The organism is Embleya sp. NPDC050493 (genome assembly GCF_044458105.1).
Lineage (GTDB): Bacteria > Actinomycetota > Actinomycetes > Streptomycetales > Streptomycetaceae > Embleya.
This window is the reverse complement of the sequence record NZ_JBITHP010000004.1, coordinates 400,624-424,966: the sequence shown is the minus strand read 5'-3', so window position 1 is coordinate 424,966 and position 24,343 is coordinate 400,624. Positions and strand designations below refer to the sequence as shown.

General features: G+C 72.9%; 15 protein-coding genes. 4 read left to right on the top strand and 11 right to left on the bottom strand.

Annotated elements, in window-relative coordinates; translation table 11 throughout:
• Window positions 1-79 precede the first annotated feature (79 nt).
• The gene (locus ACIBM5_RS11755; RefSeq protein ID WP_396006677.1) at window positions 80-1,219 is read left to right on the top strand and encodes an acyl-CoA dehydrogenase family protein; all 1,140 of its coding nucleotides are present in this window, start codon (window positions 80-82) and stop codon (window positions 1,217-1,219) included.
• A 22-nt stretch (window positions 1,220-1,241) separates the two neighbouring features.
• Here the strand turns inward: ACIBM5_RS11755 and ACIBM5_RS11750 are convergent, their stop codons facing one another.
• The 4 genes from ACIBM5_RS11750 to ACIBM5_RS11735 all read right to left on the bottom strand — a co-directional run bounded on the left by ACIBM5_RS11750 (window position 1,242) and on the right by ACIBM5_RS11735 (window position 3,633).
• Window positions 1,242-1,484 carry a type II toxin-antitoxin system RelE/ParE family toxin gene (locus ACIBM5_RS11750; protein ID WP_396006676.1) on the bottom strand — a complete coding sequence of 81 codons (243 nt, stop codon included), beginning with the start codon at window positions 1,482-1,484 and terminating at the stop codon, window positions 1,242-1,244.
• The gene (locus ACIBM5_RS11745; RefSeq protein WP_391585115.1) at window positions 1,481-1,756 is read right to left on the bottom strand and encodes a hypothetical protein; all 276 of its coding nucleotides are present in this window, start codon (window positions 1,754-1,756) and stop codon (window positions 1,481-1,483) included. The genes ACIBM5_RS11750 and ACIBM5_RS11745 overlap by 4 nt, the downstream gene beginning before the upstream one ends.
• Window positions 1,757-1,929: 173 nt before the next feature.
• Window positions 1,930-2,739: an SGNH/GDSL hydrolase family protein gene (locus ACIBM5_RS11740; protein ID WP_396006675.1), complete on the bottom strand. Its 810-nt coding sequence runs from the start codon at window positions 2,737-2,739 to the stop codon at window positions 1,930-1,932.
• Between the two features lie 327 nt (window positions 2,740-3,066).
• Entirely contained in the window at window positions 3,067-3,633 is a 567-nt protein-coding gene (locus tag ACIBM5_RS11735; protein WP_396006674.1) for a TetR family transcriptional regulator, read from the bottom strand.
• A 201-nt stretch (window positions 3,634-3,834) separates the two neighbouring features.
• Between ACIBM5_RS11735 and ACIBM5_RS11730 the strand changes: the two genes are divergently transcribed.
• The gene (locus tag ACIBM5_RS11730; RefSeq protein ID WP_396006673.1) at window positions 3,835-4,737 is read left to right on the top strand and encodes an SDR family oxidoreductase; all 903 of its coding nucleotides are present in this window, start codon (window positions 3,835-3,837) and stop codon (window positions 4,735-4,737) included.
• Between the two features lie 25 nt (window positions 4,738-4,762).
• Here ACIBM5_RS11730 and ligD read toward each other — a convergent pair whose 3' ends face one another.
• The 3 genes from ligD to ACIBM5_RS11715 all read right to left on the bottom strand — a co-directional run bounded on the left by ligD (window position 4,763) and on the right by ACIBM5_RS11715 (window position 7,611).
• On the bottom strand, window positions 4,763-5,731 hold the full coding sequence (ligD, locus tag ACIBM5_RS11725) for a non-homologous end-joining DNA ligase (protein WP_396006672.1): 969 nt from the start codon (window positions 5,729-5,731) through the stop codon (window positions 4,763-4,765).
• Between the two features lie 177 nt (window positions 5,732-5,908).
• A complete protein-coding gene (locus ACIBM5_RS11720; RefSeq protein WP_396006671.1) occupies window positions 5,909-6,679 on the bottom strand; it encodes a thioesterase II family protein in 771 nt (256 codons plus the stop codon).
• A gap of 149 nt (window positions 6,680-6,828) precedes the next feature.
• The gene (locus tag ACIBM5_RS11715) at window positions 6,829-7,611 is read right to left on the bottom strand and encodes a BTAD domain-containing putative transcriptional regulator (RefSeq protein ID WP_396006670.1); all 783 of its coding nucleotides are present in this window, start codon (window positions 7,609-7,611) and stop codon (window positions 6,829-6,831) included.
• 218 nt (window positions 7,612-7,829) lie between these two features.
• Here ACIBM5_RS11715 and ACIBM5_RS11710 point away from each other — a divergent pair, with 218 nt between their 5' ends.
• The gene (locus ACIBM5_RS11710) at window positions 7,830-8,729 is read left to right on the top strand and encodes a metallophosphoesterase (protein WP_396006669.1); all 900 of its coding nucleotides are present in this window, start codon (window positions 7,830-7,832) and stop codon (window positions 8,727-8,729) included.
• Window positions 8,726-9,406: a 4'-phosphopantetheinyl transferase gene (locus tag ACIBM5_RS11705; protein WP_396006668.1), complete on the top strand. Its 681-nt coding sequence runs from the start codon at window positions 8,726-8,728 to the stop codon at window positions 9,404-9,406. Before ACIBM5_RS11710 ends, ACIBM5_RS11705 begins: the two co-directional genes overlap by 4 nt.
• A 255-nt stretch (window positions 9,407-9,661) precedes the next feature.
• On the opposite strand, the gene ACIBM5_RS11700 is transcribed toward ACIBM5_RS11705, so the two are convergent.
• The 4 genes from ACIBM5_RS11700 to ACIBM5_RS11685 are packed head-to-tail and all read right to left on the bottom strand — an operon-like array spanning window position 9,662 to window position 24,326.
• Window positions 9,662-10,144, bottom strand: a complete 483-nt coding sequence (locus ACIBM5_RS11700) for a nuclear transport factor 2 family protein (RefSeq protein ID WP_396006667.1) — start codon at window positions 10,142-10,144, stop codon at window positions 9,662-9,664.
• Entirely contained in the window at window positions 10,141-10,605 is a 465-nt protein-coding gene (locus ACIBM5_RS11695; protein WP_396006665.1) for a nuclear transport factor 2 family protein, read from the bottom strand. Before ACIBM5_RS11695 ends, ACIBM5_RS11700 begins: the two co-directional genes overlap by 4 nt.
• A gap of 52 nt (window positions 10,606-10,657) precedes the next feature.
• Complete coding sequence (locus ACIBM5_RS11690; protein WP_396006664.1) at window positions 10,658-15,601, bottom strand: acyltransferase domain-containing protein; 4,944 nt, start codon at window positions 15,599-15,601, stop codon at window positions 10,658-10,660.
• 40 nt (window positions 15,602-15,641) lie between these two features.
• The gene (locus tag ACIBM5_RS11685; protein WP_396006773.1) at window positions 15,642-24,326 is read right to left on the bottom strand and encodes a type I polyketide synthase; all 8,685 of its coding nucleotides are present in this window, start codon (window positions 24,324-24,326) and stop codon (window positions 15,642-15,644) included.
• Window positions 24,327-24,343 lie beyond the last annotated feature (17 nt).

The window sequence follows — 24,343 nt, the reverse complement described above, 5'->3', positions numbered from 1 at the left end:
CGGGCGACCCGGGCCGGCCCGCCTTTCTCCCGCACACCTCCTCCCCTCCCCCGCCTCCTCCCCGACCTCCGGAGCAGCCGTGACCGTCGACCGCCTCCTGCCCACTCGGGAAGCCGAGGACCTGCTCGATCTCACCCGTACCGTCGCCGACCGCGAGCTCGCGCCCGTGGCCGCCCGGCACGAGCGCGAGGAGTCCTACCCGGAAGGGTTGTTCGGCGTCCTGGGCGAGGTGGGCCTGCTGGGCCTGCCGTACCCGGAGGAGGACGGCGGCGGCGGTCAGCCGTACGAGGTCTACCTCCAGGTGCTGGAGGAACTCGCCGCGCGCTGGGCTGCGGTCGCGGTCGCCACCAGCGTGCACACGCTGGCCTGCTTCCCGGTGGCCACCTACGGTTCGCCCGCCCAGCGCGAGCGGTGGTTGCCGCGGATGCTGGAGGGTCGGCTGATCGGTGGCTACAGCCTGTCCGAACCGCACGCGGGCTCCGACGCGGCGGCGATCATCTGCAAGGCGCGCCCGGTCGCCGACGGCTACCGGATCAACGGCACCAAGGCCTGGATCACGCACGGCGGCAAGGCGGACTTCTACGCCCTGTTCGCCCGGACCGGCGAGGGCAGTCGGGGCATCTCCTGCTTCCTGGCGCCGGGAGCGGTCGAGGGCCTGGAGTTCGGTCGACCCGAGGAGAAGATGGGCCTCAACGCGGTGCCCACGACCAGCGCGTTCTGGGACGGCGCGGTCCTGGAGCAGGACCGCCTGATCGGCGCCGAGGGGCAGGGTCTGGCCATCGCGTTGAGCGCGCTGGACTCGGGCCGGCTGGGCATCGCGGCGTGTGCGACCGGCCTGGCCCAGGCCGCATTGGACGCGGCGGTGGACTACGCCAACGAACGCACCACGTTCGGCCGCCGAATCGTCGACCACCAGGGCCTGGGCTTCCTGCTGGCCGACATGGCCGCCGCCGTCGACTCCGCACGCGCCACCTATTTGGACGCGGCCCGCCGCCGCGACCTGGGCCGCCCGTACGGCCGGCAGGCCAGCGTGGCCAAGCTGATCGCCACCGACGCGGCGATGAAGGTCACCACGGACGCGGTCCAGGTCTTCGGGGGCTGCGGCTACACCCGCGAGTTCCCGGTCGAGCGCTACATGCGCGAAGCCAAGATCATGCAGATCTTCGAGGGCACCAACCAGATCCAACGCATGGTGATCGCCCGCGGGTTCGCCCGCTGAGCGGAACCGGCGAGCGGGTGAATCAGATCCCGACCACCTTGAGCATCGTCACGGTGAGGACGCCCGCGCTGATCTCGTACTCGGTGATGACACCGCCGAGCGCGGCGGAGCGCCGGTCGCGGTTTCCGCGGATGGGGTCGCCCCAGGCATAGGGGTCGCGGGCCATGGCTGCGACGTCACCATCGAAGGCCCTGCGCTGGTTCGCGTCGAGGGCCGCGTAGCCGGACCTGGCGAGGTCGGTGTACGCGACCCGGTACCCGCTCATGGCGTGAAGGGTGTGCCGTCGGCGTTGGTGAGGCCGGACATGTCACCGCTTCGGACGCGAGCAGCGTCGGCCTCGACCTGGGCGTTCAGCTCGGGCGGGGATGCCCAGTGGACGGCGATGGCGGCGATCTGCCGCAGGGGCGCGTGATTGATCTCGTCGTCGAAGGCGGCACGCCGGTCTTCGGGAAGGGCGGCGCGGATGTCGGCCAGGGTGCCGGGCAGCTGGATGGTCCGGCCCTGGAAGGCGGTCGTGATCACCGGTCGGTCGCTCATGCCGTCCAGGGTGGCACTGCGCACCGGGTGACCGGTAGCCGGCGCGCGGGTGGCGTGCGCGACCGGGTGTGCGCCGCCCGCCCTCGGGCGCGCGGCCGTCCCCGAGCGCGTTGGCGATCGGGGCGGCCGCGGCGGCTTGGGAGTGGCCGGCGCCTGTCGGGTGGGCTGCGGGATCAGCCGACTCGGATTCCGGTCTGGGCTTGGAGTTCGGGGAGGTAGCCCTGGCTTTGGCCGCTGCTTGTGGGGTGGTAGGACTCTTCGACGGGCAGTGTGACGCCGTGGATCCAGGCGTTGGAAGCGCAGACGCCGTGTCCGGCGAAGCGGGTACGGACGTCGGCGAAATCGGCGTTCGCGGCGGCGGCGCGTTGCCGGGTGACCTCGGCCAGCGTGTCGGCGGCCTGGTCCAGGATGGTGCGCTTGAACTTGCTCAGGCCCAGGAAGCACGAGCCGAGTTCGAACAGGCGCGGGTAACCGAGCACGATCAGGCGGGCATTGGGCGCGCGGTTGCGGATCTGTGCGTAGGTGGCGTCGAGGTCGGCGGGGAGTTTCTCGGTGGCGTAGGTCTTGGCCTTGGCGACGGCGACGGAGCAGTCGTTGTCGGAGGCGAGCACGCAGGTCTTGATGGTGTCGACGAAACCCGCGTCGTTGCCGCCGATGCTGATGGTCACCAACGAGGTCGCGGAGTTCAGCACGGAGAGTTGACCGGCGCGCACGTCGGCGGTCTTGGCTCCGGAGCAGGCCGCGAAGGCGAAGGTGCCCGGGTGGCTCCGGTTCCACAGGACCGGATAGGCGTTGGCGCTGCGCTTGCAGGCGCCGCTGTCGGGGAGGTAGTTGCCGGCGCCGACACCGGCGCTGTACGAGTCGCCCAGCGCCGCGTAGTTCGAGGCGGTCGCGGCATGGGCGGTCGGCGCGACGATTGCGGTGCCGGCGACGACGGTGACGGCGACGGCCGTCGCGGACAGGGTGCGAGGCAGCGAGAGCACGGATGGTCTCCTCGGCGGACGTGGGGACGTCGTCGGAGGCGTCGTCGGGCGTTGCGCTGTCGTACCTGAATCCGTTGACCCGAATCCGTGACCCGAATCGGTGACCGAATCCGTTGACCCGTCGAACCGCCCGAGTCGGAACGCCCGTTCGACGTCCGACCCTTCCGCAGCCGTCGCCCTTGGCACTCGATGTGGAGACTCATCGTCCCGCGCCCGAATCACCCTGCATAGGCGGATTTCGGCCCCGAGACGGGCAATTACCCGCGTGCGGTCACGGCCCCGGGACGGACGATCGACCGTCTGCGGCCACTGCCCCGGGACGGGCGGTCATCCGCCCGCCATCACGACCTTGAGTTCGGCGAGCGACTCCCGGATGACTTCCGCCACGTCGCGCTCGCCGGACTCCTCGATCCAACGCTCGAACGCGACCTTGAAGACGGCGACTCCCGCCTCGGCGGCCAGACTCGCGGCCGGGTCCGCGACACCGCGTGCGCGCAACCCGTCGGCGAGTGCCGCGGACAGGTCGGCGAGCTTGATCAGCTCGCGTTCGCGCAGGTCGGCGTTGGCCACGATGACGCGGTGGCGGCGGCGGGCGAATGCGTGCCGCTCGCCGAAGAGGTCGGCGGCGGTGCCGAGGGCCGCGGCCACCGCGTCGATCGGAGCCGCGGCCGCGGGGGCGGCGGCGAGCGTGCTCACGAGCGCCTCCTGGAGCGAGGCCGCGCCCCCGAACAACACTTCGCGCTTGTCGGCGTAGTGCCGGAAGAACGTGCGCTCGGTGAGCCCCGCCCGCTGGGCGATGTCCGCCACGGTGGTCTGTTCGAACCCGCGCTCACCGTAGAGCTCCAGGGCCGCTTGTTCGAGCCGCCCCCGTGCGTTCGGCTCCCATCGACTCATGCAGGCGATCCTACTTGATGTCAGTGACTGACATCAGCTACGGTCGATGATGTCAGTCACTGACATCCCGGTCATCGGCATACCAGCCACCGACCCCCCGGTCACCGACATCCCAGTCACCGGCCCGGATGTGCCCGGCGCGGACCTCGCGCCGTGGGCCGTCCGTCACCGACCACAGACCACCGATCGGAAGTTCTCCCCATGCGTGTCTTCGTCACCGGCGCAACCGGCTTCATCGGCTCCGCCGTCGTTCCCGAGCTGATCGCCGCAGGCCATCGGGTGGTCGGGCTCGCCCGCTCGGACGCCTCGGCCCACGCCCTGGCCGCCTCCGGAGCCGAGGTGCATCGCGGTGCCCTCGACGACCCGGACAGCCTGCGGGCCGGCGCGGCCGGCGCCGACGGGGTGATCCACCTCGCGTTCGTCCACGACTTCACCCGGCACGCGGAGGCGGCGGCGACCGACCGCCGCGCGATCGAGGCGCTCGGCGCCGCGCTCGAAGGCTCCGATCGGCCCCTCGTCATCACCGGTGGGACCCTCGGACTCGTCGCGGCGCCCGTGGCCACCGAACGGGACATGCCGGACGCCGACGCGACGCCGCGAGCCGCCGGGAGCCTGGCGGCGCTCGCGTTCGCCGACCGGGGCGTGCGCTCGTCCGTCCTGCGGTTGCCTCCGACGGTGCACGGCGAGGGTGATCGCGGCTTCGTACCGATGCTGATCGGCATCGCCCGGGACAAGGGCGTATCCGCCTATGTCGGCGACGGGTCCAACCGCTGGCCCGCGGTACACCGCTCCGACGCGGCGCGCCTGTTCCGCCTGGCACTGGAACAGGCCCCGGCGGGCTCGATCCTGCACGGTGTGGCCGAGGAGGGTGTCCCGGTCCGTACCCTCGCCGAGCTGATCGGTCGGCACCTCGACGTCCCGACGGCGGCCGTCACGCCCGAGGAGGCCCGCGGGCACTTCGGCTGGCTGAGCGCCTTCTTCGCGACCGACATCCCCACGTCGAGTGCGCTCACCCGCGAACTGCTGAACTGGCAACCGACCGGCCCCGGCCTCGTCGGCGACCTCGACGAGGGTCACTACTTCCACGGCCCGTCGAACCCGTGAGGCGACCGGGCCGGTGCGCGCCGCTTCAGCGCCGCGTCAGGTCCGGGCGCAGGCGTTGCCAGGTGGCGTTGCGCAGTCGGCCGGTGGTGGTCCAGCCGGAGACGGTGACCTCGGCGACCAGGCGCGGTTCGACCCATTGGGCGCCGGGGGCGTCGACGAAGTCCGCGAAGGGTGTGTCGGGGCGGGAGAGCGCACCCAGGTATTCGCCGAGTTCACCGAGTTCGGCGGCGGACAGGCCGTGCTCCACGATGCCCGCGAAGCGCAGGCCGTCCGGCGCGTCGACGCCCACGAGCAGGCTGCCCGGGAGACCGCGCAACTCGCCTCGGCCCTCGATCCAGCCGCCGATGACCACGCTGTGCGTCTCGATGTGCTTGGCCTTGATCCAGTCGGGTGAATGCCGTCCGGGCTGGTAGTCCGAGGCCAGGCGCTTGGCGACGATGCCCTCGTACCCGTTCCGCAGGCTCGTCGCCCAGGCGTGTTGCACGTTGCCCTCGGTCCACTCGGGCGTCGACCACCGGGGGCCGGTCAGGTCGAGGCCGGCCAGCGACATCCGGCGCTCTCGGTAGGGGGTCGACAGCAGCGACCGGCCGTCCAGGTACATCACGTCGAAGAGCATCAGGTGCACCGGCGCGTCCATGGTCAGCCGGGCCACCTTGCGCGGATTGACCACGCCCATCCGCCGGCGGAGCTGTTCGACGTCGGGTCGCCCGCGGTCGTCCAGGACCACGATCTCGCCGTCGAGGACCGCCTGCCGCTGCCCGTGCTGCTCACCGATCCCGGCCAGTTCGGGGTAGGTGCGAGTGACGTCCGCACCGTCGCCGGACACCAGCCGCACGGTTCGGTCGCCCGCGCAGTACACCACCGTACGGGCGCCGTCCCACTGGATCTCGAATCCCCAGTCGAGGTCGTATCCCTCGCCCGGCAACGGCGCCGAGGTGGCCAGCATCGGCTCGATCTCGGGCAACACGGCATGAACTTGATCCTGACCGGCCATGCCTCGATCATCGGCGGGGCGCACCGGGGCCGCCGGCGGAGCCCGGAGCGCACTTAGCACACCCGTTCGATTCGAGGCCCACCGACCCGCTTCTCCCGGACCGCTGCCCCGCCGGGGACCGGGAGCCATTCGAGCGAGCACCGGGGAGCCGGCGCCGCGCCCGCGAGGTTCGCCCGCTCAGCCGGTCCGCGGGCGGCCCGTCGCCGCCGCGATCGCGTCGGCGATGTGTGCGGTCACCGCGGCCTGGTGTTCGGTCAGATAGAAGTGGCCGCCGGAGAAGGTGTGCAGGGCGAACGTGCCGCTGGTGTGGTCGCGCCAGGACATCGCCTCGTCCATGGTGACCTTCGGGTCGGCATCGCCGGTCAGGACGGTGATCGGGCACTCCAGCGGTTCGCCGGGCGTGCACCTGTACGTCTCGATCGCGCGGTAGTCGGCGCGCAGCGCGGGCAGCACCATCTGCAACACCTCGTCGTTCGCCAGCAGGCTCGCGTCCGTCCCGCTCATCGAGCGAAGCTCGGCGGCCAGCCCCGCATCGTCGAGCAGGTGCAGCTTCTCGTCGCGCTGCCGGTCCGGGGCCCGCCGGCCGGAGGCGATCAGCGCGGCCGGCCGCACCCGCAGCCGACGGGCCACCTCGAAGCCGAGGACCGCGCCCATGCTGTGGCCGAACAGGATCAGCGGGCGCTCGTCGTCCAGCCACGGATCCAGCGCTGCGGTGATCCGGTCCGCCAGCGTGGCGACGTCGTCGATCAGCGGTTCGGCGCGTCGATCCTGGCGGCCGGGATACTGCACGCCCAGCACCTCGGCCCGGTTCTTCAGCGCCGCCGACAGCGGGAACCAGAAGCTCGCCGAGCCTCCCGCGTGCGGCAGGGCGACCAGGCGCGGGAGCGGATGCGGCGTCGGGTGGAACCGGCGGATCCAGGCGTCCGACAGGGCGGAGGCGGTTGTCATGACGAGCCCTTCTTGTTCGTCTCTGCTGTGGTCGTGACCGCCGGGCGGTCGTGGCGGGTCTGCTCGTGGCTGCCGTGGCAGGGCTGCCGGCGCGACGACCGCCGCGGTCGCTGTCGCAGTCGCCGTCGCCGTCGCCGAAGCGACCGTGGTCAGCCTGCCAGCGAGTCGGTGCGCGCGCCCAGGGGTTCCACGCCGGTGAGCACCGCGTGCTGGACTTCGCGCAGCGCCCGGGACGGCTCCAGGCCGAGCAGTTCGCGCAGCGCGGCGCGGGCGTCCTGGTACACCGTGAGCGCCTCGCCGCGGCGGCCGCAGTGATACAGCGCGACCATCAGGTGCCGGGCGAAGTTCTCGTGCAGCGGATACTCGGCGGTCAGCGCGTACAGCCGGGCGACGCTCTCCCGATAGCGGCCCAGCGCCAGGTCGGCCTCGACCAGCAGTTCGAGGCACTCCAGCCGGGACGCCTCCAGGCGTGCGGAGTGCGCCCGCACGATCGGGCCGTGGGCGACACCCGCGTAGGCCGGCCCACGCCACAGGTCCAACGCACTCGTGAACGTCTCGGCCGCCTCGTGCCGGCGCCCGGCCCGCAGACCGGCCCGCCCCCGGTCGACCAGGCCGTGGAAGGCGTCCGCGTCCAATCGGTCCGGTCCCGTGTGCAGGACGTAGCCGCCGGCACACGTGGCCAACGGGCCGCTGCGCGCGGGCCCCGAGGTGCCGAGCATCGCCCGCAGTCGGGACACGTACACGTGCACCGTGGACTTGGCTCGCTGCGGTCGGGCGCCGGGCCAGATCTCGGCGACGATCTGGTCGACCGTCAACAACTGGCCCCGGCGCGCGAGCAGGGCGGCCAGGAGGGTCTCCGGCTTGGACGCGGCGATCGTACGCGGCTCGGCACCGTCGACGATCCGCACGGGGCCGAGAATCTCGTACCGCAACGGCTCTTCCCTCTCTCTGGCGGTCGGGGTCATGCTCACCGGTAGTCCGGCCTTGCTCACCGGCAGTCCGGATCTGCTCACAGACGACGGTGACATATGGCGGGCGTGTCGCGTACCCCTGACCAACCCCTACGCGGGCTTGCACGGGAATTGCGCGGTAACCGCACTCGGCCGCGTCGGCCTTCCCTGAACCCCTCGAATCCGCCTATGGTCGATCGATGAGCACTGCCCGTTCGCCCGAGCGCGCGTTGTACGCCGTCAGCGACCTGCATTCCGCAATCCCGTCCAATCGCGCGATCGTCGACGGCATCCGGCCCCGCACCAACGACGACTGGCTCATCGTCGGGGGTGACGTGGCCGAACACGTCGACGACACCATGGCGACCCTTCGGTTACTCGCCGACCGTTTCGCGCGGGTGATCTGGGTGCCCGGCAACCACGAGCTGTGGTCCACCCCGGACGACCCCGTGCAACTGCGCGGCGAGCGGCGCTACCGGCATCTGGTCGCGATGTGCCGTGAGTCGGGCGTACTCACCCCCGAGGATCCGTTCGCGGTCTGGGACGGGCCGGGCGGCCCGGTCACCGTGGCACCGCTGTTCGTGCTCTACGACTACACCTGGCGCCCGCCGGGCGCGACCACGCAGCAGGAGGCGTTGGACGCCGCGTACGAGGCGGGCGTGGTGTGCAGCGACGAGTTCATGCTGCACCCCGACCCCTACCCGAGCCGCGGCGAGTGGTGCCGGGCCCGGGTGGCGTACAGCGAGGGCCGACTCGCGGCGGCGGCCGATCCGGCCGCGCCGCTGCTGATGGTCAATCATTTCCCGCTGGTCCGGCAGCCCACGGACGTGATGTGGCACCCGGAGTTCGTCCAGTGGTGCGGCACCGACCTGACCGCCGACTGGCATCGCCGCTTCCCGACCGCCGCCGTGGTGTACGGCCACCTGCACATCCCGCGCACCACGTGGTACGACGGGGTGCGCTTCGAGGAGGTCTCGCTCGGCTATCCGCGCGAGCGCAAGAACGGGTTGCGGCGGCCGATCCCGCGCCGGATCGTGCCCGCCGAGAGCACCGACAGCGCCGCGACCACCGGCTCGGGCCGGCAGGCGGGCGCCCGATGACCATCTCCCGAGCCGACGCCGGAGGTTCGATGATCGCCCGGATACTGCCGCCGGAGGTCTTCGCCGAGGAATCCTTCGACGACCCGGACGGGCCGCCACTGTTCCCGGCCGAGGAGGCGCTGCTGACCAAGGCGGTGGACAAGCGCCGCCGCGAGTTCACCACCGTACGCAGGTGCGCGCGACGGGCGTTGGCCCGGATGGGGGTGCCGGCCGCGCCGCTGCTGCCGGGGTTGCGCGGTGCACCCGGCTGGCCGGCGGGCGTGGTCGGCAGCATGACGCACTGCGCCGGATATCGCGCCGCCGCCGTCGCGGACCGGGCCGCGCTGCTCACGTTGGGCATCGACGCCGAACCGGCGTTGCCGCTGCCCGACGGAGTGTTGACGACCGTCTCGTCGGAGACCGAGCGCAAACACCTGGCCGACCTGGCCGCCGGCCGGCCCGACATCGCTTGGGACCGGCTGTTGTTCAGCGCCAAGGAGTCCGTCTACAAGGCGTGGTTCCCGCTCACCGAGCGCTGGTTGGACTTCGCCGAGGCGGAGATCGAGTTCGACCCGGTGGCCGGCACCTTCGCCGCCCGATTGTTGATCGAGGACCGCCCGCTGGACGGGTTCGCCGGACGCTGGCAGGTCGATGCGGGCATCGCCCTGACCACGATCGCGGTGGCCCGCCGGAGTTGAGTCGGTCGACCGGGGCCCGAGGCGTGTCCTCGGGCCCCGGCCCGGGTCCGTGGGGCGGGCGCCGCGAACGCGTCGACCGCTCCTTCCGGGGCGCGTCGGCCGGTCCGCTCCGGGCCGGACGGCGGCCCACCTCGGACGTGACGGCCGCGTTCCGCCCGGGTGCGTCGGCCGTTCCGGGCCGGGCGTGACCGACGGCCCGTTCCGGGCGGACAGCCGGTCCGTCCCGAACGTGTCGGTCCCGCCCGGGTCCGTCGGTCAGTCCCGTTCGAACCGGACCACGTTCTCCGCGGTGGGCCGCCACGCGTCGGCGAACTGCGCCGGCAGGTCGATCCGGTCCAGGATCGGGTGTCGCGGCACCGAGACCCGGTACCTGATCCGCCAACCGCGTGCGGTGTGCTCCAGGATGTCGTAGTAGTCCCCGCCGTGCACCTCGCCGTCGATCAGCGTCGCGATGTAGCGGCTGCGGGCCCGGACCGTGCCGCTCGCGTCCACCAGGAGCACCGTGTCCAGGGTCTGGTGGTCGGGGGTGTCCGGGCTGCGCCGACCGGTGAACTGCCGGGCCGAGGCCAGGCCGTCGATCGTGTAACCGCTTCCGATGGTGTTCTCGATCACCGCGTCCTCGGTGAACACCCGCCCGAGTTCCGCGATGTCGTCGTTGTCGAAGACGTGCGCGAACAGCGCGAGCGTGTCGTGGATCTCCGCGACGTCCTCGGCGCGCAGGGTCGGTCCGGCGGTCACGGCGCGACCACCTCGGAAAGCCGGACCGGCAGCGGGAATTCGGCCTTGACCACGCCCGCGCCCGCCTGCCGCGGGGCCCGCGGCAGACTCAGTCGATAGGCGATCCGCCAGCCGGCCGGCGTGCGACGCAGAATGTCGAGGAATTCGCCGCCGGTGAGCCGACCGGCCGGGTTGATCCCGATGTAGCGGCTGCGCGCCTGGACTTGACCGTGCTCGTCCACCTCGACGGTGGTGTTGAGCGTGTGGTGGTCAGGCGTCGCCGCGCTCTTGCCCCGGGTGTACTCGGCAAACTCGGCGATGCCCCGGAAGGCCCGCGCCGGGCCGACGCCGATCTCGACCACGACGTCCTCGGTGAATACCAGGTCGAGCCCGGCCACGTCGCCGTTGTCGAAGACGTGCGCGAACAGCGCGAGCGTGCGGTGGATCTCGGCGAGATCCGCCGGGGACAGTACCTTCGTCATGAATTTCCCAGCCTCGTAGTGGTGTTGCGGGTCACTGCGGTGGTGGCGCGGGTCACCCGGACAGCCCGGCCGCCCAGTCCACGATCGTCGTCGCCGTCAGGTCGGCGTGGTCCTCCAGCACGGTGAAGTGGTCGCCGGTGATGCCGATCAGGTCGTGCGGCAGCGGCCAGTACGCCCGCCAGTCCCAGCGACCCTCCGGGTCGATCACGGTGCCCGCCACCGGCGTCTGTGCCTGCGCGACCAGGGTGGGCGTCCCGATCGGCTGCGGCTTCCAGTCCGCGAACAGCCTCTGGTACAGGCCCATCGTGGTCAGGTTGGTGTCGTCCAGCGTCATGTCGTACTGCGCGACCCGGCCGAGCAGACCCTCGATCATCGCGGGCAGCCACCAGTCCATGCCCGGCACCAGCGCGGTGTCGATCGGGAACGTGTCGATCAGCCCGAGTGCAAGTGGCCGGACCCCCTCGGCCTCCAGTCGACGGGTCACCTCGTGCGCGATGCAGCCGCCCATCGAGCGCCCCACCACGATGAACGGTCGATCGCCCACGGCCGCCCGCACCGATTCCACGTGCATGCGCAGCAGCGTGTCGGCGTGATCGGGCAACGACTCGTCGGCCGCGAAGCCCGGGGTCTGGATCACGAACACGTCCCGCTCGCCCTGGAACACCTGCCCGAACCGGGCGTACTCGTGCGGCCCGGAGATCGCGCTCAGCGACGGGAAGCAGACGATCGCGGGGCCGGCATCGCCGCCGGCGATGCGCAGCACGGGTTTGACGTGTCGGTCCCGTTCGGCCTCCGGGAAGGACGGCCGCAGGCCCGCGGAGGCCATGATCACCTCGGCCGCGGTGTTGTACTTCCCGGCCGCGCACAGCTGGACGTAGAAGGCGGCCAGCGCGCCCCTGGTGCGCTCGACGGGTGCCTCCTCCGAACCCGTTTGCGATACCGGCGAGTTGCTCTGTTCGGCCAGCTCGACGCGCAGGTGCAGGGCGAGGGCGCGCGGGGTGGGGTGCGCGATCGTGACCGTGGCGGGCAGCCGGAGACCGGTCGCGCCGGCCAGCCGGTTGCGCAGTTCCACGGCGGTCAGCGAGTCGAGGCCGACCTCCAGGAACGCCTGGTCGGCCTCCACCGACTCGTCGGCCGCGTGCCCGAGCACGACGCCGAGCTCGGTGCGCACCAGGTCCGCAAGAATCTGCTCCCGCTCGTCCTCGGAGGCCGCCGCGAGCCGTTGTGCGAGCGTCGATCGGGCGATCGCCGGCGCCGAGCGCGCGGTCCGCCGGGTCCGCCGTGCGGCCCCCGGGTTCGGCGCGTCGGCCCCGACCACCCGCGGTCGGCTGCCGGCGCCGGCGAGCCGGCCACCGGGCACGGGGCGCGAGACCAGCGACCCGACCGAGAGCACAGCCGCCCCGGTCTCGTCGAAGGCCTCGATCGACACCGCGTCCGGTCCGACCGGGGTGAGTCGAACCCGCAGTCGGGCGGCTCCGCTCGCATGCAGCCGCACACCGTTCCAGGCGTAGGCGAGGCTGATCGCGGCCGGTTCGTCGGCCTCCTCGGCGCGCCGCAGCGCATCCACCACCGCGACGTGCAGCGCCGCGTCGAGCAGTGCCGGATGCACTCCGAACCGGGCCGCGTCGTCGGCCTGCTCCTCGGCCGGCTCGATGTCCGCGAACAGCGCCCCGTCGGCACGCCAGGCCGCCCGGAGCCCCTGGAACACCGGCCCGTAGTCGATCCCGGCGGCGGCCAACAGCTCGTAGGCGTCCGCCACCGGCACCTCGACCGCGTCGGCGGGCGGCCAGTCGCCGAGGCCGGGCTCGGGCACGTCCTCGGCCCCGACCGGTTCGGGCCCGAGGAACCCGCCGGCGTGCCGCACCCACTCCGCGTCGTCCGAGGCCGACTCCTCCCGTGAGGACACCGCGACCCGGCGACGTCCGTCCTCGCCCGTCGCGGCCACCGCGACCCGCAGGTGCACGGCCGCGTCCGGATCGGCCAGGATCAGTGGCGCCTCGATCACCAACTCGTCCAGTGCGGCCGATCCCACCTCGTCCCCGGCCCGCACCGCCAACTCCAGGAACGCGGAGGCCGGCAACAGCACGGTGCCCTGGACCGCGTGATCGGCCAGCCACGGATGCGAACGCACCGAAATCCGTCCGGTCAGCAACACGTCGTCGCCGTCGCCGGTGCGCACGAACGCGCCGAGCAGGGGGTGGTCGACCGAACGAAGACCCAGCGCGGCGGCGTCGGCCGCGGGTCGGGCGAGGGTCTCCCGCCAGTAGCGCCTGCGCTGGAAGGCGTAGGTGGGCAACTCGACGCGATCCGGCTGGTGTTCGGTGTAGGCACCCGCCCAGTCCACCGGCACGCCGCGGACGAAGGCTTCGGCCAGCGAGGTGTACAGGCGTTGCAGGCCGCCCTGGTCGCGGCGCAACGTCCCCACCACGACCGGATCCGGCACGCCCGCCTCCTCCAACGTCGCCTCGATCGCCGACGTCAACACCGGATGCGGACTCACCTCCACGAACACCCCGTGCCCGGCGGCCGAAAGCCCCCGCACGGCCTCCTCGAACCGCACCGTCTCCCGCAGATTGGTAGCCCAGTACGCGCCGTCCAGCTGCGCCGTATCGATCCAGTCACCGGTCACCGTCGACCACACCGGGACGGTCCCGGAGACGGGCGCGATCCCGGCCAGGTCCGCCACGATCCGGTCCCGGATCTCCTCCACCTGGGCCGAATGCGATGCGTAATCCACTGGGATCAGGCGAGCCCGACCACCCTCCGCCGTCACCGCCGCAACCAACTCCGCGAGCGCCTCCGGCTCTCCGGAGACGACCACCTGACCCGGTCCGTTCACCGCCGCAACGGAAATCCGCCCACCCCACCCGGCAAGCCGCTCACTGACCGCCGCCACCGGCTCGGCCACCGACGCCATCCCGCCACGCCCGGACAACGCCACGATCGCCCGACTGCGCAACGCCACCACGCGCGCACCGTCCTCCAGGGACAACCCACCCGCCACCACCGCCGCCGCGATCTCCCCCTGCGAATGACCCACCAGCGCATCCGGGGCCACTCCGAAGGACCGCCACACCTCGGCCAACGACACCAACACCGCCCACAACACCGGCTGGACCACATCCACCCGATCCAACGACGGCGCACCCGACACACCCGTCAACACCTCGACCGGCGACCAATCGACGAACGGCTCCAGTGCCTTGGCGCACTGCTCGTAGCCGTCCGCGAACACCGCCGACTGGGCGAAGAGTTCCGCAGCCATCCCGGACCACTGGGAACCCTGTCCGGGAAAGACGAACACGGTCTTCCCGAGCGGCCCGGCCGACCCGGTGATCACGCCGGTCGCGGAATCGCCGCGGCGTACCGCGTCCAGCGCGTCGGTCAGCGCGTTCCGGTCGCCGACCACCACGGCCCGCTCGCCGAAGGTGGCCCGGGTGGACACCAGCGAGAAGCCCACATCGGCGGTCCGCGGTGACCGGTCCGCGCCGAGCCGTTCCACGAGTCGACCCGCCTGCGCCTGCAAAGCCTCCGGCGTCTTCGCCGACAACACCCACGGCAACACCGCCGGCTCCGGCAGCTCGTCCCGCTCCGCCGGGATCTCGACCTCGGCTTCCGGTAGTTCGAGGATGACGTGGGCGTTCGTCCCGCTCACCCCGAACGCCGACACCGCCGCCCGACGCGGCCGATCCGACTCCGGCCACGGCCGCGCCTGCGTCAACAACCGCACCGCGCCCGCCGACCAGTCCACATGCGGCGTCGGCTCCTCGGCATGCAGCGTCCTGGGCAACACGCCGTGCCGCAACGCCTCGACCATCTTGATCACACCCGCCACACCCGCAGCGGCCTGCGCATGACCGATGTTCGACTTCAACGAACCCAACCACAGCGGCCGATCCGCATCCCGACCCTGCCCGTACGTCGCCAACAACGCCTGCGCCTCGATCGGATCACCCAGCGTCGTCCCCGTCCCGTGCGCCTCCACCACGTCCACATCGCTCGTGGCCAGCTCGGCGTTCGCCAGCGCCTCCCGGATCACCCGCTGCTGTGCGGGTCCGTTGGGCGCGGTCAGGCCGTTCGAGGCGCCGTCCTGGTTCACCGCGCTACCGCGCACCACCGCCAGCACCCGGTGGCCGAGCCGTCGGGCATCGGAGAGCCGTTCCAGGATCAGCACGCCGACGCCCTCGGCCCACCCCGTGCCGTCCGCCGACGCGGCGAACGCCTTGCACCTGCCGTCCACGGACAACCCGCGCTGCCGGGAGAACTCGACGTAGCCCATCGGCGACGCCATCACCGTGGCCCCGCCCGCGACCGCGAGATCGCTCTCGCCCGCGCGCAGCGACTGCGTGGCCAGGTGCAGCGCCACCAGCGACGACGAGCACGCGGTGTCCACGGTCACCGCCGGACCCTCGAAGCCGAAGGTGTACGAGATCCGGCCGGAGGCCACACTGCCGAGCGTTCCGGTCCCGAGATAGCCCTCCAACTCCTCCGGGACCTGATCCAGGGCCGGCGCGTAGTCGATGCCGGCGATCCCGGTGAACACCGAGGTCCGGGTCCGGCGCAGCCCGGTGACGTCGATGCCGGCCCGCTCGAACGCCTCCCACGCGGTCTCCAGGAGCAGGCGCTGCTGCGGGTCGATGGCCGGCGCCTCGCGCGGCGAGATGCCGAAGAAGGCCGCGTCGAAGTCCCCGGCGTCCGGCAGGAAGGAGCCCGCGGTCGTGTAGGTGGTGCCGGGTCGATCCGGGTCCGGGTCGTAGATGTCGCGCAGGTCCCAGCCGCGATCGGTGGGCGCCTCGCCGACCGCGTCGGTGCCCGATTCGACCAGCCGCCAAAGGTCTTCGGGCGACTCGACGCCGCCGGGCAGCCGGCAGGCCATCCCGACGATCGCGATCGGCTCGTGCCGGCTCGCCTCCACCTCGCGGACCCGGTTGCGGGCCTGGCGGACATCGGCCAGCGCACGCTTGAGATATCCCCGGAGCTTGTCTTCGTCCGACATGGAACTGCCTTTCCTGGTGGGGTGGGTGAGTCCGGGGGGATCAGAAGGATTCGAGGTTGCCGTCGAGCAGGCCGAAGAGTTCCTCGTCACTGGCGCTGTCCAGGTCGATCTCGTCGGAGATCGCGGGCCCCGCGGTGACGGCCGGCTCACTCCACTTGTCGGCCAGCCTCCGCAGTCGGTCGATGATCGCCGACCTCCGGTCCGTGTCGCCGAGGTCCGCGGTCAGCGCGGCATCCAGTCGGTCGAGTTCGCCCAGAGCGGCCGGCAGCGGCAGACCCGGAGCGGCGATCGCCGGTTGTCGCGCGAGGAACTCGGCGACACCCGCCGGGGTCGGGTGGTCGAAGATCAGCGTGGCGGGCAGTTGCAGTCCCGAACCCGCGTTCAGCCGGTTGCGCAACTCCACCGCGGTCAGCGAGTCGAACCCGAGTTCGCGGAAGGCGCGTTCGGGTTCGATGGCGACCGGGTCGCCGTGCCCGAGCACGGCGGCCGTCTCGGTGCGCACGAACACCAGGACCGCGGCGTCGCGTTCGATGCCGGTCAGTCCGGCGAGCCGACCCGGCAGTGTGGGTGCCGCCTCCTCGGCGGGCCGCTGCTCCGGCTCGCCCGGCAGCGGCCCGGACCCGGTCGCAGCGCCCTGGGCGGTCCGGCTCCCGTCCAGCCAGTACCGCTCGCGCTGGAACGCGTAGGTGGGCAACTCCACCCGCCGCGGCCGGTATCCGGCGTAGGCGGTGCTCCAGTCGACCTCGACGCCGCGCACCCACAGTTCGGCGAGCGAGGTGTACAGGCGCTGCGCTCCGCCCTGGTCGCGGCGCAGCGTGCCGACCACCAGCGAGCGGGTCGCCTCGGCGGCCTCCAGGGTCTCCTGGATCGCGGCCACCAGCACGGGATGCGGGCCGACCTCGACGAACACGCCGTGCCCGGAGGCCGCGAGCGCGCGGGTGGCCTCCTCGAAGCGCACGGTCTCCCGGAGGTTGTCCGCCCAGTAGGCGGCGTCCATCGTCGCGGTGTCCAGCCACTCGCCGGTGACGGTCGAGCGGAGCGGTATCGAGCCGGATACCGGCTCGATCGTGGCCAGGTCGGCCAGGATGCGGTCCCGGATCTCGTCCACCTGGGCCGAGTGCGACGCGTAGTCCACCGGGATCAGTCGGGCCCGGCCGCCCTCGGCCGTGACCGAATCGACCAGTTCGGCCAGGGCGTCGGGCTCGCCCGACACCACCACCTGCCCGGGGCCGTTCACCGCCGCGATCGAGATCCGCCCGTCCCACTCGGTGAGCCGCGCTCGTACCTGCGACTCGGTGAGCGCCAGCGATGCCATCGCGCCGCGCCCGGCCAGCGCGACGATCGCCCTGCTGCGCAACGCCACGACCCGCGCGCCGTCCGCGAGCGAGAGGCCGCCGGCGACCACGGCGGCGGCGATCTCGCCCTGCGAGTGGCCGACGACCGCGTCCGGGGTCACCCCGTACGAGCGCCACACCTGGGCGAGCGAGACCAGCACCGCCCACAACACCGGCTGGACCACGTCCACCCGGTCCAGCGTGGGCGCGCCCTCGACACCGGTCAGCACGTCGACGGCCGACCAGTCCACGAACGGCTCCAGCGCCTTGGCGCACTCGCCGAAGCGGGATGCGAACACGGGCGACTGGGCGAGGAGTTCGGTGGCCATGCCGGGCCACTGCGAGCCCTGGCCGGGGAAGACGAACACCGTGCGGCCGAGCGTGCCGGCCGCCGAGCCGGTCACCACGCCGGCGGCCGAGTCGCCGCGGGCCAGCGCGGCCAGCCCCGCGCCCAGTGAGCCGCGCTCACCGATCACCACGGCGCGCTCCTCGAGTGCGGCCCGGGTGCCGATCAGGGCCGAGCCGACGTCCACCGGGTCGGGGTCGGCGGCGGCCAGTTGGGCCAGTCGCTGCGCCTGTCCGCGCAGGGCCGGCGCCCGTTTGGCGGAGACGATCCACGGCAGCACCACATCGGGCCGCGGGTCGTTCGGCGCGGGTTCGGCCTCCAGCGGCGGCTGTTCCAGGATCACGTGCGCGTTGGTGCCGCTGACCCCGAACGAGGACACCCCGGCTCGACGCGGTCGGCCGGTCTCCGGCCACGGCCGGGCCTGGGTCAACAACCGCACCGCGCCCGCCGACCAGTCCACATGCGGACTCGGCTCGTCCACGTGCAACGTCTTCGGCAACACCCCGTGCCGCAACGCCTCGACCATCTTGATCACACCCGCCACACCCGCGGCGGCCTGCGCATGACCGATGTTCGACTTCAACGAACCCAACCACAGCGGCCGATCGGCCGGTCGTCCCTGACCGTAGGTGGCCAACAACGCCTGCGCCTCGATCGGGTCACCCAACGTGGTGCCCGTCCCGTGCGCCTCGACCGCGTCCACCTCCGCGGCGGCGAGCCCGGCGTTGGCCAGGGCCTGGCGGATCACCCGCTGCTGGGAGGGGCCGTTCGGCGCGGTCAGCCCGTTCGACGCGCCGTCCTGGTTCACCGCGCTGCCGCGCACCACCGCCAGCACGTGGTGCCCGTTGCGCCGCGCGTCCGAGAGCCGCTCCAGCAGCAACATGCCGATGCCCTCGGCCCAGCCGACGCCGTCCGCAGCCCCCGCGAACGCCTTGCAACGACCGTCCACGGACAACCCGCGCTGCCGGGAGAACTCGGTGAACGCGCCCGGCGAGGCCATCACCGCCACGCCGCCGGCGACGGCCAGATCGCTTTCGCCCAGCCGCAGCGACTGTGCCGCCAGGTGCAGGGTGACCAGCGAGGACGAGCACGCGGTGTCGACGGTGACCGCCGGGCCCTCGAAGCCGAACGAGTAGGAGATCCGACCGGAGGCGACGCTGCCCGCGTTGCCGTTGCCGACGTAACCCTCCAACGTGCTGGGCACGTTGCCCGGATGCGGCGCGTAGTCGTGGTACATTACGCCGGCGAACACGCCGGTCCGGCTGCCGCGCAGCGTGGTCGGGTCGATGCCGGCCCGCTCGATCACCTCCCACGTGGTCTCCAGGAGCAGCCGCTGCTGCGGATCGGTGGCAAGCGCCTCGCGCGGCGAGATCTCGAAGAAGCCCGCGTCGAAGTCGGCGGCGTCGTAGAGGAATCCGCCGTGCCTGGTGTACGACTTGCCGGCCGCCTCCGGGTCCGGGTCGAACAGGTCCTCGACGTCCCAGCCGCGATCGGTCGGGAACTCCCCCACCGCGTCGGTGCCGGATTCGACCAGGCGCCACAGATCACCCGAGGAGGCGACGCCGCCGGGGAGTCGGCAGGCCGTGCCGACGATCACGATCGGGTCGTCCGCCATGCCGACGGGCCCGCTCGCTGCGGCCGGTGGCGCGGCCGCGTCCGGAACGTCGCCCAGCAGTTCGCCGCGCAGGTATTCGGCGAGCGCGCTCGGCGTCGGGTAGTCGAACACCAGCGTCGCGGGCAACCGCAGGCCGGTGCCGGCGTTGAGCCGGTTGCGCAGTTCGACGGCGGTGAGCGAGTCCATACCCAGGTCGCCGAATGCCCGCCGGGCGCCGACCGCCTCGGGATCGGCACCCAGTACGCCGGCGACCTCGGCGCGGACCAGGTCGACCAGCACCTGTTCGCGCTCGGCCCGGCCCAGTCCGGCCAACCGCTGTGCGAGCGAGGCCGCGCCGGCCGCCTTGACCGCCTGCCGCCGCTGCGGCCGGACCAGGCCGCGCAGCAGCGCGGGTACGGCATGTGCTCGGGCCCGCAGACCCGCCGGATCCAGCGGCGCGGGAATCAGCACGGCCCGGTCCGACGTGGTCGAACCACCGTCCGGCCGCACCACCCGGTCGAACAGCCGCAGCCCGTCCGCCGAGGCCAGCGCGCGGATCCCGGCTCGGGCCGCCCGCTGCCGGTCCGCCTCGGCCAGGTGCGCGGTCATCCCGCCCGCCTCGGCCCACATGCCCCACGCCAACGACACCGCCGGCAGGGCGAGCGCGCGGCGCCGGGCGGCGAGGGCGTCCAGGAAGCTGTTGGCCGCCGCGTAGTTGCCCTGGCCGGGGCCGCCGAGTACCGCCGCCACCGAGGAGAACAGCACGAAGCCCGCCAGGTCCTGATGCCTGGTCAGCTCGTGCAGGTGCCAGCCGGCGTCGGCCTTGGGCCGCAGTACCGCGGATACCCGCTCGGGGGTGAGGGCGTCGAGCACGCCGTCGTCGATCACCCCGGCCGCATGCACGACGGCGGTCAGCGGGTAGGCCGCCGGCACGCTCGCGATCAGCGCGGCCAGGGCCTCCCGGTCGGACACGTCCGTCGCCGCGACACGCACGTGCGCGCCGAGCCCGGTCAGCTCGGCGACCAGGTCGGCCGCTCCGGGGGTGTCCGGCCCCCGACGGCCGGTCAGCAGCAGCCGCCGCATGCCGTGTTCGACCACCAGATGGCGGGCGAACAGGGCGCCGAGCGCCCCGACGCCGCCGGTGATCAGGACGGTGCCTTCGGGATCCCAGCCGCGCACTTCGCGCGGATCCAGCGGCACGGCCCGGCGCAGCCGCGGCACGTACAGCGCCCCCGCGCGCACCGCGAGTTGCGGCTCGTCGGTCGCGAGCGCGGTCGCGTACGCCGCGGTCGGCACGGCGGTGTCCCCGTCGAGGTCGATCAGCACGATCCGGCCCGGCTGTTCGGACTGGGCCGAGCGGACCAGGCCGGCCACCGCCGCGCCGGCCGGGTCGGGTACCTCCCCGTCGGCCACGGCGAACGCGCCGCGGGTGAGCACCAGGATGCGCTCGGCGTCGCCCTGAAGTGCCGCCAGGGCGCGGGCACTCTCGCGGTGCGCGGCGCCGACGGGGTCCTCGGCGGCGGCCTCGACCACCAGCACGAGGGTGCCGTCGTCGAGCCGCCCGGAGTCCGCGTCGAGTTCGATCACCGCGTTCGTACCGGGGGCACCGACCGCGGGTTGTTCGATCCAGTCGAGCTCGAACAGCGCGTCCTGACCGGCCGAGTGTGTCCCGTCCAGTTGATCCGCCGTCACCGGCCGGGTCGCCAGCGCCTCGATCGACACGACCGGTGCGCCGCTCTCGTCGGTGGCCCTGAAGGTCAGCTCCCCCGGACCGGTCATCGCGATCCGGATGCGCAGCGCGGTCGCGCCGGCGGCGTGCAGCCGCACACCGTTCCAGGCGAACGGCAGGCGACGGCCCTCGCCCGGCTGGGACTCGTCCAGGCTGCGTACCGAGGCGATGTGCAGCGCCGCGTCGAGCAGCGCCGGGTGGAGGCCGAACCGGGCTGCTTCCGGGTGCTGTTCGGCGGGCAGCGCGGCCTCGGCGAGCAGTTCGTCGCCGAGCCGCCAGGCGGCACGCAGGCCCCGGAAGGCGGGCCCGTATGCGATCCCGGCCTCGGCGAGCGCGGCGTAGGCCCCGCTCGCGTCGAGCACCGTCGCACCGACCGGCGGCCACTGCTCGGGCTCGGCGGCGGCGCTCGGCGCATCCTCGGACGCGCTCAGGAAGCCGGCCGCGTGCCGCACCCACGGCGCGTCCGGCTCGGCGTGCTCCGGCCGCGCATACACCGCGATCGACCGCCGGTCGGCCCGCTCGCCCGCCGAGTCGCCGACCACCACCTGGAGATGCACCGCGTCCCGTTCGCGCAGGATCAGCGGCGCCTCGATCACCAACTCGTCGACGGTGTCCAGGCCGACCTCGTCGCCGGCCCGGATCGCCGCCTCCACGAAAGCGGTTCCGGGCACCAGGGCCGAACCGAACACGACGTGGTCGGCCAACCACGGATGCGTGCGCACCGACAGTCGGCCGGTCAGCAGCACCGCATCGGCTCCGCCGTCCGCCGCCGTGACCTCGCCGGTGGCCACCCGCAGCGAGGCGGCCAGGAGCGGGTGGTCCGCCGCCGCGAGCCCGAGCCCGGACGCGTTCGCGGCACCGGCCGCCGGTTGCTCGATCCAGAAGCGCCGGTGCTGGAAAGCGTAGGTCGGCAGGTCGACCCGACGTGCGCCGGAACCGGCGTACAGCGCGGACCAGTCCACCTCGTGGCCGTGCGCGTACGCGGTGCCCAACGCGTGCAGCGCGGTGTCCGGCTCCGGCCGGTCCCGACGCAGCGCGGCGGCGAACGCGAGCTCGTCGGCCGCGGGTTTGTCGGCCGCGGGCTCGCCGCCGGCGGGCCGCTCGGCCAAGGTGTCCTGGGCCATCGCGGTCAACACGCCATCCGGGCCGAGCTCCAGATACGTGGTCACGCCGGCCGTCGCGAGGTGTTCGATCACGTCCCGGAAGCGGACCGCGTGGCGCACGTGCGCCACCCAGTGTCCGGGGTCGCCCAGTTCCTCGATGCCGGCGGGCCGACCGGTGAGGTTGGAGACCACCGGAACGCGTGGCGCCCGGTAGGTGAGCGTGGCCGCGATCCGCTCGAACTCGGCGAGCATGCCGGCCATCAGCGGCGAGTGGAACGCGTGGCTGACCCGCAGTCGCTTCGTCTTGCGGCCCTGTTCGGCGAACCCGGCGGCGACCGCGAGGGCCGCGTCGGTGTCGCCGGAGAGCACGATCGCGTGCGGCCCGTTGATCGCCGCGATGCCGACCAGGTCCTCGCGCCCGGCCAGCGCGGCGACGACCTCCTCCTCGGTGGCCTGGACGGCGATCATCGCGCCGGTGGTCGGCATCGCCTGCATCAGTCGGGCCCGGGCCGCCACCAGCGTCGCCGCGTCCGCGAGCGAGAGCACGTCCGCGACGTGTGCGGCGGTGAGTTCGCCGAGCGAGTGTCCCGTGACGAAGTCCGGCCGCAGGCCCCACGACGCATACAGCCGGTACAGCGCGACCTCGACCGCGAACAGGGCCGGCTGCGCGTACACGGTGCGATCCAACTGCTCGGCCGCGTCCTCGGCGACCCCGAACACCACGTCGCGCAGCGGATGTCGGACGTGCCCGGCGAGTTCGCGGTCCAGCGCGGCGGCGATCTCGTCGAACGCGGCCGCGAACACGGGGTAGGCGTCGTACAGTTCGCGGCCCATGCCGACCCGCTGGCTGCCCTGGCCGGTGAACAGGTAGGCCAGCGAACCGGATCCGGCGGCCGAACCGCGCGCCTGGCCCGTGGCCGCCGTGTCGGCCGCGAGCGCGTCGAGGCCGGCCAGGAACCCGGCCGGGTCCGCGGCGACCAGCACGGCGCGCTCGTCGAACCTGGCCCGGGAAGTGGCCAGCGAATGGCCGATGTCCACGACGTCGCGCGCCCTGACCGCGGCGCCCCTGACGTGTGCCGCGAGCTTTGCCGCCTGGGCGCGCAGCGCGGCGGGTGTCCGCGCGGAGAGCAGCCACGGCACGGCGGGCATCCCGCCCGCGCGTTCTTCGCCCGATCCGACGGCCTCGTCGTCCCGGTCCGCCTCGACGGATCGGACCGCCGCATCGGCCTCGACGGGTTCGGGCTGCTCCAGGATCAGGTGCGCGTTCGTACCACTCGCGCCGAAGGCGGAGATGCCGACCCGACGCGGGCGCCCGGTCTCCGGCCACGCGCGCGCCTCGGTGAGCAGGCGGACCGCGCCCGCCGACCAGTCCACATGCGGGGTCGGCTCGTCCACGTGCAACGTCTTGGGCAGCACGCCGTGCCGCATCGCCTCGATCATCTTGATCACGCCGACGATCCCGGCGGCGGCCTGGGTGTGCCCGATGTTGGACTTGGCCGAGCCGATCCACAACGGCCGGTCCTCGGGCCGGTCCCGGCCGTAGGTCGCGATCAGCGCCTGCGCCTCGATCGGGTCGCCCAGCGTCGTCCCGGTGCCGTGCGCCTCGACCGCGTCGATGTCGGCCGCGGTCAGCCGGGCATTGCGCAGCGCCTGCCGGATCACCCGCTGCTGGGCCGGGCCGTTCGGCGCGGTCAGCCCGTTGGACGCCCCGTCCTGGTTGACCGCACTGCCGCGCAGCACCGCGAGTACCCGATGACCCAACCGACGTGCGTCGGCGAGCCGTTCGACCAGAACCAGGCCGGTTCCCTCGGACCAGCCGGTGCCGTCGGCCGCGCCGGCGAACGCCTTGCAGCGTCCGTCCGGGGCCAGGCCGCGCTGCCGGGAGAACTCGATGAACCCCAGCGGTGACGCCATCAGCGTCACGCCGCCCGCGAGCGCCAGGTCGCATTCGCCGCTGCGCAGCGAGTGCGCCGCCAGGTGCAATGCCACCAGTGAGGACGAGCACGCGGTGTCCACGGTCACCGCCGGGCCCTCGAACCCGAACGAGTAGGCGATCCGCCCGGACGCCACGCTCGCCGCATTGCCGTTGCCGATGTAACCGCCGACCTCGTCGGGCACCGCGGTCAGTCGGGCCGCGTAGTCCTGGCCGTTCAGACCCGCGAAGACCCCGGTCCGGCTGCCCGCCAGCGTGGTGGGGTCGATGCCGACCCGCTCGAACAACTCCCAGGCGGTCTCCAGCAGGAGCCGGTGTTGCGGGTCGGTGGCGAGCGCCTCGCGTGGCGAGATGCCGAAGAACTCGGCATCGAACCCGGCGATGTCGGACAGGAACGCGCCCTGCCGGGTGTACGACGTGCCGGGGCGATCGGGATCCGGATCGTACAACTCCTCGACGTCCCAGCCGCGATCCTGCGGGAAGTCGCCGACCACGTCGACGCCTTCGGCCAGGATGCGCCACAACTGCTCGGGCGACTCGGCGCCACCGGGCAGCCTGCACGCGGCGGAGACGATCGCGATCGGCTCGGGGGTCTGGTTCTGTGCTTCCTTGAGCCGTTCCCGGGTGTCGTGCAGCTCGACGGTGAGCCGCTTGAGCAGGTGGCGGATCTGCTGGTCGCTCATGATGGTTGTGCCTTTCGCAG

Bases quoted from the DNA above. Each gene is read 5' to 3' on its own strand.
- ACIBM5_RS11695 (WP_396006665.1), bottom strand. From the start codon at position 10,605: ATGACGAAGGTACTGTCCCCGGCGGATCTCGCCGAGATCCACCGCACG.
- ACIBM5_RS11710 (WP_396006669.1), top strand. From the start codon at position 7,830: ATGAGCACTGCCCGTTCGCCCGAGCGCGCGTTGTACGCCGTCAGCGAC.
- ACIBM5_RS11745 (WP_391585115.1), bottom strand. From the start codon at position 1,756: ATGAGCGACCGACCGGTGATCACGACCGCCTTCCAGGGCCGGACCATC.
- ACIBM5_RS11735 (WP_396006674.1), bottom strand. From the start codon at position 3,633: ATGAGTCGATGGGAGCCGAACGCACGGGGGCGGCTCGAACAAGCGGCC.
- ACIBM5_RS11690 (WP_396006664.1), bottom strand. From the start codon at position 15,601: ATGTCGGACGAAGACAAGCTCCGGGGATATCTCAAGCGTGCGCTGGCC.
- ACIBM5_RS11705 (WP_396006668.1), top strand. From the start codon at position 8,726: ATGACCATCTCCCGAGCCGACGCCGGAGGTTCGATGATCGCCCGGATA.
- ACIBM5_RS11750 (WP_396006676.1), bottom strand. From the start codon at position 1,484: ATGAGCGGGTACCGGGTCGCGTACACCGACCTCGCCAGGTCCGGCTAC.
- ligD (WP_396006672.1), bottom strand. From the start codon at position 5,731: ATGGCCGGTCAGGATCAAGTTCATGCCGTGTTGCCCGAGATCGAGCCG.
- ACIBM5_RS11730 (WP_396006673.1), top strand. From the start codon at position 3,835: ATGCGTGTCTTCGTCACCGGCGCAACCGGCTTCATCGGCTCCGCCGTC.
- ACIBM5_RS11720 (WP_396006671.1), bottom strand. From the start codon at position 6,679: ATGACAACCGCCTCCGCCCTGTCGGACGCCTGGATCCGCCGGTTCCAC.